The sequence below is a fragment of the Actinoplanes subglobosus genome (genome assembly GCF_042650585.1).
Lineage (GTDB): Bacteria > Actinomycetota > Actinomycetes > Mycobacteriales > Micromonosporaceae > Actinoplanes > Actinoplanes subglobosus.
This window is the reverse complement of the sequence record NZ_JBHSBL010000019.1, coordinates 478,833-491,433: the sequence shown is the minus strand read 5'-3', so window position 1 is coordinate 491,433 and position 12,601 is coordinate 478,833. Positions and strand designations below refer to the sequence as shown.

General features: G+C 71.1%; 9 protein-coding genes and 1 pseudogene. 8 read left to right on the top strand and 2 right to left on the bottom strand.

Features of this window, described 5'->3' with window-relative positions:
• Window positions 1–2,237: LuxR C-terminal-related transcriptional regulator (locus ACFO0C_RS27685; RefSeq protein ID WP_378069619.1), on the top strand; the 2,237-nt coding region annotated here is incomplete at its 5' end.
• Here ACFO0C_RS27685 and ACFO0C_RS27680 read toward each other — a convergent pair.
• Entirely contained in the window at window positions 2,234–2,644 is a 411-nt protein-coding gene (locus ACFO0C_RS27680) for a DUF7144 family membrane protein (protein WP_378069618.1), read from the bottom strand. The two genes, ACFO0C_RS27685 and ACFO0C_RS27680, sit on opposite strands and share 4 nt — an antisense overlap.
• A gap of 296 nt (window positions 2,645–2,940) precedes the next feature.
• On the opposite strand from ACFO0C_RS27680, the gene ACFO0C_RS27675 reads away from it, so the two are divergent.
• Window positions 2,941–5,511, top strand: coding sequence for a helix-turn-helix transcriptional regulator (locus tag ACFO0C_RS27675; RefSeq protein ID WP_378069617.1), 2,571 nt, complete (start codon window positions 2,941–2,943; stop codon window positions 5,509–5,511).
• Between the two features lie 59 nt (window positions 5,512–5,570).
• On the top strand, window positions 5,571–6,182 hold the full coding sequence (locus ACFO0C_RS27670) for an HdeD family acid-resistance protein (protein ID WP_378069616.1): 612 nt from the start codon (window positions 5,571–5,573) through the stop codon (window positions 6,180–6,182).
• A 42-nt stretch (window positions 6,183–6,224) separates the two neighbouring features.
• On the opposite strand, the pseudogene ACFO0C_RS27665 reads toward ACFO0C_RS27670, so the two are convergent.
• Window positions 6,225–6,830 (bottom strand): annotated as a pseudogene (locus ACFO0C_RS27665) (ribonuclease BN); the annotation flags it as partial.
• 307 nt (window positions 6,831–7,137) lie between these two features.
• Between ACFO0C_RS27665 and ACFO0C_RS27660 the strand changes: the two are divergent.
• From ACFO0C_RS27660 to ACFO0C_RS27640, 5 genes are read left to right on the top strand one after another with little or no spacing between them, the layout of a single operon-like run.
• On the top strand, window positions 7,138–7,974 hold the full coding sequence (locus ACFO0C_RS27660) for a class II glutamine amidotransferase (RefSeq protein WP_378069615.1): 837 nt from the start codon (window positions 7,138–7,140) through the stop codon (window positions 7,972–7,974).
• A gap of 60 nt (window positions 7,975–8,034) precedes the next feature.
• Complete coding sequence (locus tag ACFO0C_RS27655) at window positions 8,035–9,369, top strand: amino acid permease (protein ID WP_378069614.1); 1,335 nt, start codon at window positions 8,035–8,037, stop codon at window positions 9,367–9,369.
• On the top strand, window positions 9,366–10,583 hold the full coding sequence (locus tag ACFO0C_RS27650; protein ID WP_378069613.1) for an arginine deiminase: 1,218 nt from the start codon (window positions 9,366–9,368) through the stop codon (window positions 10,581–10,583). Before ACFO0C_RS27655 ends, ACFO0C_RS27650 begins: the two co-directional genes overlap by 4 nt.
• 19 nt (window positions 10,584–10,602) lie before the next feature.
• Complete coding sequence (gene argF / locus ACFO0C_RS27645) at window positions 10,603–11,604, top strand: ornithine carbamoyltransferase (protein WP_378069612.1); 1,002 nt, start codon at window positions 10,603–10,605, stop codon at window positions 11,602–11,604.
• Window positions 11,604–12,551: a carbamate kinase gene (locus tag ACFO0C_RS27640; protein WP_378069611.1), complete on the top strand. Its 948-nt coding sequence runs from the start codon at window positions 11,604–11,606 to the stop codon at window positions 12,549–12,551. The genes argF and ACFO0C_RS27640 overlap by 1 nt, the downstream gene beginning before the upstream one ends.
• Window positions 12,552–12,601 lie beyond the last annotated feature (50 nt).

Here is a 12,601-nt window from a genome sequence, read left to right as displayed (position 1 = left end):
CGGACGTGCTGATCCTCGACGGCGCCTCCCAGCTGCCCGGCCGCGACTGGGCGTCCGGCCTGGAGTACGTACTGAGCCACTCCGCCCGGCTGCGGGTCGTGCTGACCGGCCGCTGGGACCCGCCACTGCCGCTCTACCGCTACCGGCTCGCCGGCCAGTTGCACGAGCTGCGCACCGCCGACCTGGCGTTCACCGCCGCCGAGGTGTCGCGTCTGATGCGCCTGCACGGCGTCGAGCTGGCCGACCCCGAGCTGGCCACCCTGCTGGAGCACACCGAGGGCTGGGCGGCCGGCATCCGGCTCTGCGCCTGCGCGCTCCAGCGGACCCCGGACGCGAAGGTGCTCGTCGACACCATCTCCGGCGACGAGTCCACCATCGCCGAGTACTTCGTCGGCGAGGTGCTGCGGGTGCAGCCCCCGGAGACCCGGCGGTTCCTGCTGGAGACCAGCGTGCTGGACACGTTCACCCCGGAGCTGGCGTCCGCGGTCACGGCGCGGACCGACGCGTCCCGGATGCTCGCCGAGCTCACCCGGGAGAACGCGTTCATCCAGCCGGTCGGTTCGGGCACCGGGCTCTACCGCTACCACCGGCTCTTCGCCGAGCTGCTGCGCGCACAGCTGTCCTGGGGCGACCCGGACGAGGTGGCGCTGCTGCACCAGCGGGCCGCGCTGTGGCTGGCGGCCCGCGGTCACCTGGTCGAGGCGGTCGGGCACGCCGCGCAGGCCGGGGACTGGACCGGTGCCGCCCGGATGGTCATCGAGGACCACGCGCTCGGCTCGCTGATCGTGGACGGCCCCGGCGGACGGCTCGGCGGGCTGTTCCGGACCATGCCGGAGCACGTCGAGGACCCGGAGCCGGTGATCGTGCGGGCCGCACTGGCCTACGGCGACGGTGACCACTCCCGGGCCGCCGAGCAGTTCGCCCTGGCCGGCAAGCTGCTCGGGCTGCGTGGCGGCTCCTGCGAGGACGGGCTCACGCTGGCCTGCTTCCTGATGCGGCTGCTGCTGCTCGCCCACGACACCGGACCGGACGACGTGGACGAGCTCGCCCCAGTGGCCCGGACCTTCCTCGCCGCTGTGCCCGCCCAGCGGCTGGCCCGGCACCCCGAACTGCCGATGCTGGTCTACGCGGCCGAAGGCCGGGCCCGCAGCGCGGTCGGTCAGGTCGACGAGGCGGCCACGGTGCTGGCCGAGGCGGTCGCCAACGCGCCGGCCGGTGCCGAGACGGTACGCATGTCGTGCCTGGAGAACCTGGCGATGCTGGAGGCGTTCCGGGGACGGCTGAGCCGGGCCGAGACGGCAGCGCGCCAGGCGATCGACCTGGCCCGGCAGTGTGGCCTGGGCCGGGAGCGATGGCCCGCGGCCGCCGAGGTCGCACTGGCCTGGGTGGCCCTGGAACGCTACGACATCGAGGCCGCCGACCGGCGTCTGCGGGCCGTGCAGCCGATGTGCGGCAACGGCACGACCGGGCCCGCCCCGGCCGGGTTCGCCCTGGTCCGGGCGCGCCGCCTGCAGACCCGGGGCGAGCTGCGGCAGGCCATCGGGGTACTGGCGGCGGTGGAGGAGGCCGACAACGGCGCGCCGCGCTGGCTGACCCGCGAGGTCCGGCTGGTCCGGGCGCGGCTGCTGATGGTCGCCGGGCGGGCCGACGAGGCCGACGGCCTGCTGGCCGGGTACACCGACTCGGCGGACCCGGATACGGTGCTGGCCCGGGCCGCGCTGATGCTGGCGCGGGGCGAGAGCGGTGCGGCGTACGAGCGGGCGCGTACCGTCGCCGACGCGGCCGGCACGCGGGCCCCGATCGCCCTGGACGCCTGGCTGATGCTGGCGATGGTGGCGGCCGGGCGGGAGGACACCGCGAGTGCCCGGGAGGCCCTGCGGCGGGCGCTGCGGGTGGCCGCCCCGGAGTCCTGCCGGCGCCCGGTGCACCAGGTGTGGGGCGAGCTGCGGCGGCTGCTGCGCGACGACGACCGGCTTGCCCAGCAGTACCGTTCGCTGGGCGCGCCCGCGGTGGCCGGCACCGCCACCGCCGATCCGGTCGTGGTGGAGCAGCTCAGCAAGCGTGAGCTGGACGTACTACGGGGCATGGCCGAGATGCTCCCGACCGAGGAGATCGCCGCCTCGATGTACGTCTCGGTGAACACGGTGAAGACCCACGTGCGCAGCATCCTGCGCAAGCTGTCCGCGTCCCGGCGCAACGAGGCGGTGCGCCGGGCGCGGGCCCTGCGGCTGATCTAGGCGTCGAGGGGGTGGTCGCCGCGGCACAGTGCGAAGATCACCACGATCTCGACGCAGATCAGCAGCGTGCACCACAGTGGCGCTTCGGCGAGCAGCAGGAAGTGACCCAGGGCGAGCAGCGAGGTGAGCACCACGCCGACCACCCGGGCCCACACCTGCCCACGCAGGATGCCGGCACCGGCCGAGGCCGAGATCAGCCCGGCGATCAGGTGGCTCCAGCCCCAGGTCGCCGGGTTCAGCTCGATCAGGGCGCCGTCCGGGGCGACCAGATAGGCGCTGTCGCGCAGCAGCGCGGTCAGCCCCTCCATCACCTGGAAGGCGCCGAGGACCAGAAGCATCACCCCGGCGAAGGACACCACCTTCGCTGTGCCAGATTTGTCGATCTTGTCAGCTTCGACCGCCGTCATCGTCGGCCCCTCCCTGTCGGTTGGGGGCCAGCGTCCCGTCCCGGACGGTGGAAGTGCCTCGTACGAGACGAATGAATTGTGTTGATCAATGCAAGTTGCACGCTGGGGAAACCGGTTCGTTCCCTCCTGCGTGCAAATACCGAAGGTTGCCGTATCGACACTTTCTGTGTTTCGGTGAGGCCGGTCAATGGGGGACCGATCCAGGGGCGCTCCGCGAGCGGGGATCGGTGGGGCGTCATCTGCGATCTGGGGGCACGATGCATGAACGTGTGAGCGGCACGATGGTGCGAATACCCGTGGAACACACCACGCCGCCCCGCCTGCCGGCGGGGCTGATCCGGCGGTCCCGTCTCGCGTTGACCCTCGACGAGGGTGTCCGGGGTACCGCGACCCTGGTCTGCGCGGGTCCGGGCTGGGGCAAGACGGCACTGGTCGCCTCGTGGGCGGCGACCCGGGCGGCGGCGGGGCCGATCGCCTGGCTCACGCTCGACGGCCAGCACGACGACCCGTACACCTTCTGGTCCGATCTCTACCTCGCCGTCCAGGCCGCCGGCGCGATCCCCGAGGGCCTGGCCGTCCCCGCACCGGACGCCGGGGAGTCCGACTTCCGGCAGGTCCTCGCCGGGGCCCTGACCCGGCGCACCTCGCCGGTCGTGATCGTCCTCGACGACCTCCATCGGGTGACCGACCCGCGCATTCTCGGCGGGCTGGCCGGGCTCCTGCGGCTGCGGCAGGCCCGCTTCGTGCTGGTGACCCGCCGCGAGGCCGACCTGCCGCTGCACCGGCTCCGGGCAGCCGCCGAACTGACCGAGATCCGCCCCGCCGACCTGGGGTTCCGCCTGGAGGAGGCGGCCGAGCTGCTCGCGCACACCGGCCGGAGCATGCCCGCGGACAAGCTCGCCGCGATCGTGCGGCGCACCGAGGGCTGGAGCGCCGGGCTGCGCCTGATCCTCGACAACCCCGAGCCGGGCCGCGCCGACGACGTCATCGAGGACTACATGCTGCGCGAGGTCCTCGGCGCACAGCCCGACGAGGTCCGCCGGTTCCTGCTGCGTACCAGCATCCCGGACCGGATCTGCGGCGACCTGGCCCACACCCTCACCGGCGAACGGCACGGCCAGTACCTGCTGGAGGATCTGGCCCGCGGCAACCTGTTCGTCGAGCGGACCGGCAGCGGCCGCTGGTTCCGCTACCACCCGATGCTGCGGGCCGCCCTGCGCCGCCGGGTGGCCCGGCGCTGGCCCGACGCCCCGCCCCGCCTGCACCTGGAGGCGGCCCGCTGGCACGACGCCGACGGGGGTGCCCTGCCCGCGCTCACCCACGCCGCCGCGGCCGGTGACTGGGACCTGGTGTCGTCCGTCGTGGTCCGGCGCGGGCTGCCGCTGTTCACCGGTGCCGACCGGCCGCAGCTGGTCGAGGTGCTCACCCGGATCCCGGTCGAGCGGCTGCCGGAGACCGCCGAGTTCGCGGTGTGCGCGGTGATCCTCGGCTATGCCCGCGGTGACGCCGCTGCCGTCCCCCGCCGGATCGCGGCCGCCCGCGCCCTGCTCGACGGCCGTGACGACAGGACCCGCGCGGACGTCGGCGCCGCCCTGGCCGTGCTGGAGAACGGGACCGTGATCCGTTGGCACGGCGACATGCCAAGCCTGCTCGAGGCCACCACCGACCTGCTCGGCGAACTGTCCCGGCTCAGCTGGGATCAGGCGCCGTCGCTGCTGCAGTACCGGGCCATGACGCTCAACAACAAGGGCGCCGCCCTGCTCTGGAGCGGGCGGTTCGACCACGCCGACCGCTACCTGTGGGCCGCCGTCACCGCCGCCCGCACCGCCGACGTGCCGTTCATCGAGATCAACTCGCTGGCGCTGCTGGCCCAGCTCGCGTTCCTGCAGGGCGCGCTGCGTGAGGCCGCCGAGCACGCGGACGCCGCCGAGGATGCGGCCGGCCGCATCGACGCGGGTGGCCGGGTCGCGGTGGCCCCCGCCTACCTGGCCCGGGCACTGATCGAGACCGAACGCGGCCGCGAGCCCGAGGCCGAGAGCTGGCTGCGCAAGGCCCTGCACGCGCTCGGTGAGATCCCCGAGACCGTCCAGTCGGTGACCGCCGGGCTGGTCCGGGTGCGCCTGATGCTCGACCGCGGCGAGACGGCCGGTGCCCGTACGCTGCTCGGCCAGCTCCGTGCCGAGGCGGGCCCGCCGCTGGTCGCACCGCAGATCGACCGGATGCTCGGCCTCGCCGGCGCCGAGATCCGGCTGGCCGCCGGCGACCCCGGCGCGGTCGTGATGGCCTACGGCTCCCGGGTCGTGCTCACTCCCGCCGAGCAGGTCTGCCTGGCCCGTGCTCTGCTGGCCACCGGCAACGTGGGTGCGGCCGGCGAGCTGCTGTCGCGGGTCCGGGCCGGCTCGGACCGGGTGTCCGCGGTCGCCGCCTGGATCCTCACCGCGCTCGCCGCCGACACCCAGGGCCGCAGCTCGGTGTCGAGCGAGGCGCTGAGCCGGGCGCTGGCCGCGGCCGAGCCGGATCTGATCCGCCGGCCGTTCCGCACCTTCGACACCAACCGGGTGATGGTTCTCGCCGAGCGTCAGCAGTGGCTCACCGAGATGCGCGGCCCGGTCGGGGACGGTGTGCTCGGCGAGATCACCGGCGAGATCCCGATCATGACGCCGACGCCGTCGGTGGGGCCGCTCAGCGAGCGGGAGGTCGACGTCCTGCAATATCTGCCGACCGTGCTGACCGCCGCCGAGATCGCCGAGAACCTCGGCATCTCGGTCAACACGGTGAAGGCCCACATGCGATCGATCTACCGCAAGCTGGGTGCCGCCCGCCGCCGCGAGGCGGTGGTGACCGCACGCCAGTCCGGCCTGATCTGAACCGGCTCACCCGCCCTGGGTGATCCCCATGAGCCCGGGGGTCACCCAGCCTGACCAGCATGACCGACACCGCATCCCCGTGGCCGGACACGGCCACCGAACTCCGCACGCAGCCGTTCCCCTGGTGGACGCTGCTGGTCACCGGCCTGTTCTCGGTGGCTCTGGGACTCGCAGTCCTGATCTGGCCGGACATCTCCCTCAAGATCATGGCGGTGCTCACCGGCATCTGGCTGCTCGTCGGCGGACTGGCCCGGATCGTCGCGGCCTTCCTGCCGACCGGCCGCGGCGTCGCCGGCCACATCTTCACCGGCGTCATCGGCATCATCGTGCTGATCGCCGGCCTGGCCTGCCTGCGTAACCTGGTCACCGGCCTGCTGGTGATGGCGGTGATCTTCGGGACCACCTGGATCCTGTCCGGGCTGGCCCTGCTGCTGTCCGGTGTCACCCAGCACGGGCCGCTACGGGCCGCTCTGGTGGTCGTGGGCGTGCTCACGATCCTGCTCGGCGTCGCCTTCGTCGTCCTGCCGGACCTGTCGCTGACCACCCTGGTCGTCATGACCGGCGCCGGCAGTCTCGTCGTCGGCATCTGCGAGCTGATCCTGGCGTTCCTCATCCGGCGTCTGCAGCACAGCGACCCGGACGGAACCCGGAGTGTGCAGTACGCCGGCTAGGACGGCGGTCAGCAGCAGGCAGAACGACAGCACGTACAACCAGCCGATGTAGGTGAACGCCAGCCCGATCGTCCCGTACCGGTCGGCGCTGGACTGCAGGGCCCGCGGCAGGTAGATCGCCCCGCCGGCCCGCACCCCGACCATCGCGGCCGCGAACAGCGCGCCGGTGAGCAGCAGTTTCGGCCACGGCACCACCGGTCCGAGCAGGATCCGCGGCAGGAAGACGGCCAGCGCCAGATCGGCGAGCGCGGTCACCACGACCTGCCCGGCCCGGGGTGCCGGCAGCATCCCGGTCAGGTTGCCGAGCAACCGGATGACGATCAGGAACCCGACCAGGATCAGCACCGAGCCGATCTGCCAGACGGTCGCCGCCGCACCCGCCCGGCGGCCCGGCACCTGCCACACCATCCGGTACGCCCGGACCAGCGCCCGCGCCAGCCCGGTCGCCGACAGGATCACGATCAACCCGCCGACCAGCCCGAACGCGTTGTTGCGGCTGCCGTCGAGCGCGTCGTCGAGCAGCCGCGCCCCGGCGTCCGGCAGACGCACCAGCTCACCCACGTGCTGCCGGGTGCCGCCACCGGCCAGCGCGCTCAGCATGATGAGCAGCGGGAAGATCGACGTGAACGCCTGCGCGGCCAGCGTCATCGACCGGTCGAAGATCTGTACGCGCAGCAGTTCGTTGAGGACGGTGACGATCGGCGCGCGCAACCGGTGCGGGACGACGGCCAGAACTTTCCCGGTCGGCGAGGTCATGCCGTCATGGTCGGCGGCCGGGCGCGCCCCGGGCATCATCCGGCGGGGATGGCGTCGAGGCCACCACCGGCGCGAACACTGTCGCTGGTCGGTTCAGACGCCGTTCACCTGGTGTTGTGCGACTGGCTGGAACGGGCCGGCTGCCGCTCATCCGCCGGGGGTGAGCCCCTGCGGGCCGCCCGGTGACCACCATGGCGCCATGTGTCGTTGGATTGCCTACTCCGGGTCGCCGATCCGCCTCGAGGAACTGCTCTACCGGCCCCGGTACTCGCTGATCGACCAGAGTCTGCACTCCCGGCTCGGAGTGGAGACCACCAACGGCGACGGCTTCGGCGTCGGCTGGTACACCGGCAACGGCGGGGACGAACCCGCCCTCTACCGTGGAACCGGCCCGGCCTGGAACGACGCCAACCTGCGCGAGATCGCCCGGTCCACCCAGTCTCCGCTGTTCCTGGCCCACATCCGGGCCAGCACCGGGACCGCGGTGCAACAGACCAACTGCCATCCCTTCCGGTACGCCAACTGGCTCTGGGTCCACAACGGGTCGATCCGCGAGTTCCACCGACTCAAACGGGACCTGGTGCTGGCCGTCGACCCCGACCTGTACCCGTTCATGGCCGGGTCCACCGACTCCGAGGTGATGTTCCACCTCGCCCTCACCTACGGGCTGCGCGACCGGCCGGTGGCCGCCGTGGAACGGATGGCGGGCCTGGTCGAGTCGGTGGGGCGCGCGTACGGCGTACCGGATCCGCTGCAGATGACCGTGGCCACCACCGACGGTGACCGGACCTGGTGCTTCCGTTATTCGAGCGAGGGGCGCAGCCGCTCGCTGTTCTACAGCACCGAGATCTCCGCGCTGCGGCACCTCTACCCCGAGCAGGCAAATCTGCGCGGGCTGTCGGAGGAGACCCGGCTGATCGTGTCCGAGCCGCTCGGCGAGCTCGAAGGCGCGTGGCAGCCGGTGCCCGAGTCCAGCTACGGCGTGATCCAGAAGGGCGACGACGAGCTCGGCCGGTTCGAGCCCGCGATGCCCTGACACCCCTTTCATCCCACCCGAGTGATTCGGACCGGAACCCGTTTCGGAGAGGCTGCGGCCATGACCGACCTGGACAAGGCGACCGAGACCCGTTCTCTCGGCCTGCCGCAGGCCACCGCACTGATCCTGGGCACCATCATCGGTGTCGGGATCTTCAACCTGCCCTACTCGCTCGCCTCGATCGGCCCGATCAGCATCGTCGCGATGGTGCTGACCACGGTCGGCGCGGTCGCCCTGGCGGTGATGTTCGCGTCGCTGTCGAAGCGCATGCCGGCCGACGGCGGGCCCTACGCCTACGCCCGGGCCGCGTTCGGTGACGGGGTCGGCTTCGCCAACGCCTGGTCCTACTGGATCACCGCGTGGGCCGGCAACGCGGCGATCGTGACCGGCTGGGTCTACTACGTCGAGCATTTCGTCAACAAGGACGGCGTCAAGATCTGGTCGATCGTGATCGCCCTGTTCGGCATCTGGCTGCCCGCGCTGATCAACCTGACCGGCGTGAAGAACATGGGCGTCGTCCAGTTCTGGACCACGATCGTGAAGTTCGTCCCGCTGGTGATCATGTCGACGGTCGGGTTGTTCTTCATCAGCACCGCCAACTACAGCCCCGCCAACGTCAGCGGCGAGACCGACCTCCAGGCCATCGGCAGCGCCATGGCCATCTGCCTGTTCAGCTACCTCGGTGTCGAATGCGCCGCGGTCGCCGCGGCCAAGGTCCGCAACCCGGCCAGGAACGTGCCCCGGGCCACCGTGATCGGCACGCTCGGCGCCGCGGTGGTCTACCTGCTGTCGATGATCGCCGTCTTCGGGATCGTGCCGACGTCGGTGCTGGCCGAGGACGCGAACAAGGCCTCCTACTCGGTGGCCGCCAACATGATGGCCGGTGGCTCCTGGGCCGGCGATCTGGTGGCGATCGCGGTCATCGTGTCCGGGTTCGGCGCACTCAACGGCTGGACCATGATCTGCGCCGAGATGCCGCTCGCCGCGGCCAGGGACGGTCTGTTCCCGGCGATGTTCGGCCGCCTGTCGAAACAGGGTGTACCGGCCGCCGGCATCATCGCGTCGAGCGCGTTCGCCACCGTGGCCATGATCATCAGCTATGCCGGGACCAGCGGCGCGACGGTCTTCAACACACTGGTGCTGATGAGCGGGATCACGGCCGCCATCCCGTACGCCTTCTCCGCCCTCGCCAAGATCAAATGGCGGCGCGAGGGCGGCGCCGGAGACCTGATCATCGCCGTGGTCGCCTTGATCTTCTCGATCCTCTTCATCTGGTACTCGCGCAACTCCGGCGACGACTGGTTCGTCGTCTGGGGCCCGTTCCTGATGGCCGGCGTCGCAGGCCTGATCGGCATTCCCGTCTACGCATCCATGCGCAAGAGGAGAGTTCCATGAGTTTCCACGTCGACTCCGAGACCGGCCGTCTGCGCCAGGTGATCCTGCACCGGCCCGGCGTCGAACTCAGCCGCCTCACCCCCGACAACGTCCGCGATCTGCTGTTCGACGACATCCTGTGGGCGAAACGGGCCCGCGAGGAGCACGACGCGTTCGCCGAGGTCCTGCGCGAACGCGGGGTCAAGGTGCACTACTTCGCCCGGCTGCTCGCCGACGTGCTGGACATCCCGTCGGCCCGCAACTGGGTGCTCGACCGGATCATCACCGACGACACGGTCGGTCCCACCCTGGCCGCCCCGCTGCGCCGGCTCGCCGAGCAGGCGGAGAGCGAGAAGCTCGCCGACTACCTGATCGGCGGTGTCCTCAAGAACGAGCTCGCCGGGTTCACCGTGAACAGCCTGCGCTGGGAACTGCTGAACGCCGACGACTTCGTGCTCACCCCGCTGCCCAACCACCTGTTCCAGCGGGACAACTCGGCGTGGATCTACGGCGGCGTCAGCATCAACCCGATGGCGATGCCGGCCCGGCTGCGCGAGTCGGTGCACAGCGCGGCCATCTACCGGTTCCACCCGATGTTCAACCTGTCCGACTTCACCGTCTGGTACGGCGGGGACGACGAGCCGCACCAGCCGGCCACCCTCGAAGGCGGCGACATCCACGTCCTCGGCAACGGGGCGATCATGATCGGGCTGGGGGAGCGGTCCACCGCGATGGGCGTGGAGAACCTGGCCCGCAGCCTGTTCGCGGCCGGCGCGGCGACCAAGGTGATCGCCATCGAGCTGCCGCACTCGCACGCCATGATGCACCTGGACACGGTCATGACGATGATCGACCGGGACACCTTCGTGCTGTACCCGTACCTGCAGGAGTCACTGCGGTCGTGGACGGTGCTGCCCGACGACGACCCGGACGGGCTCCAGGTGATCCGCAACCAGGACCTCTTCGCGACCATCGCCGAGACCCTCGGGGTGGACAAGGTCCAGGTGCTGGAGACCAACGAGGACATCCGGGCCGCCCAGCGCGAGCAGTGGGACGACGGCAACAACTTCCTGGCGGTCGAGCCCGGCGTGATCGTCGGCTACGAACGCAACGTCACCACCAACACGTACCTGCGCCGGCAGGGCATCGAAGTGATCACCATCGCCGGGGGTGAGCTCGGCCGGGGCCGGGGCGGCCCCCGCTGCATGACCTGCCCGATCGAACGCGACGCCTGATTCTTCGGAGGAGATCACGATGTCGTTCAACCTGCGCAACCGCAGCTTCCTGAAGGAACTCGACTTCACCCCGCAGGAGTGGAAGTTCCTGCTGAAACTCGCCGCCGAACTCAAGGCCGCCAAATATGCCGGAACCGAGGTGCCCCGGATCTCCGGCAAGAACATCGCGGTCATCTTCGAGAAGACGTCCACGCGGACCCGCTGCGCCTTCGAGGTCGCCGCCCACGACCAGGGCGCGCACGTCACCTTCCTCGACCCCGGCAGCACCCAGCTCGGCCACAAGGAGTCGGTCAAGGACACCGCCCGCGTGCTCGGCCGCTTCTACGACGCCCTGGAATACCGCGGCTTCGGCCAGGAGAACGTGGACATCCTCGCCCGGTACGCGGGGGTGCCGGTGTGGAACGGGCTCAGCACCGAATGGCACCCCACCCAGACGCTCTGCGACATCCTCACCATGCGCGAACACACCGTCAAACACGACAACGAGGTCGCGTTCGCGTACCTCGGCGACGCGCAGAACAACGTGGCCAACTCGCTGCTCATCGGCGGGGCCATGATGGGCATGGACGTACGCATGGTGGCGCCGCAGTCACGATGGAACCCGGACGAGGTGATCAAGGCGGCGCAGAGCATCGCCGAGACCACCGGCGCCCGGATCACCCACACCGAGGACGTGACGGAGGGTGTCCGTGGCGCCGACTTCCTCTACACCGACGTGTGGCTGTCGATGGGCGAGTCCAAGGACATGTGGGACGAGCGGATCGGGCTGCTCAAGCCCTATCAGATCAACATGGATGCGGTACGGGCCACCGGGAACCCGGCGGTGAAGGTCATGCACTGCCTGCCGGCCTTCCACGACCGCAACACCAAGGTCGGCCAGGAGATCTACGAACACACCGGCCTGGAGTCGCTGGAGATCACCGAGGAGGTGTTCGAGTCGCCGTACTCGATCGTCTTCGACCAGGCCGAGAACCGGATGCACACGATCAAGGCCATCATGGTCGCCACCCTGGGGTCCTGATGCGTCTCGTCATCGCCATCGGCGGCAACGCGCTGCTCGAACGCGGGCAGAAACCCGACGCCGCCATCCAGCGCGCCAACGCCCTGCGCGCTGTCGCCGCCCTGGCCCCGCTCGCCGCCGAACACGAGGTGGTCATCACCCACGGCAACGGGCCCCAGGTCGGCATGCTCGCCCTGCAGAGCGCCGCCGACCCGGCCCTGGCCGTCCCCTACCCGTTCGACGTCCTCGGCGCGCAGACCCAGGGCATGATCGGATACTGGCTGCTCCAGGCACTCCAGAACGCGCTACCCGGCCGTCAGGTCGCCGCGATCCTGGACCAGACCCTGGTGTCGGCGGCCGACCCGGCGTTCGGGGCGCCGTCGAAGTTCGTCGGCACCGTCTACGACGAACAGACCGCCCGGCTCTACGCCGCCGAACGCGGCTGGACCGTCGCCCCCGACGGCCCCGGATGGCGGCGGGTCGTCCCGTCACCACAGCCCCAGCGCATCGTCGAGACCAGGATCATCCGGCAGCTGCTCGGCACCGGCTCGATCGTGGTCTGCGCCGGCGGCGGCGGGATCCCGGTCATCCGCGACGACAACGGCCGGCTCACCGGGGTCGAGGCCGTCGTCGACAAGGACCTGGCCACCGCCGTCCTCGCCGAGGCCCTCGAAGCCGACGCGCTGCTCCTGCTCACCGACGTGTCAGCGGTGATCCGCGGGTTCGGTGGCCCGGACCCGCAGCCGATCACCAGATCCACCCCCGCCGAGCTGCGCCGGGAGCGGTTCCCGGCCGGATCGATGGGGCCGAAGGTGGAGGCGGTCTGCCGTTTCGTCGAGCTCACCGGCGATCTGGCAGCGATCGGCGCTCTGGAGGACGCCGCCGCGATCCTCGCCGGAAAGGCAGGCACGGTCGTGACCCCGGGCGGCGATTACGGCGGCCCGAACGACCTGAGTCCGCCCCGGTGAGTGCGACCACCCCACCGGCGAGCGGTGCAGCGCCGCTCGCCACGCCGGGC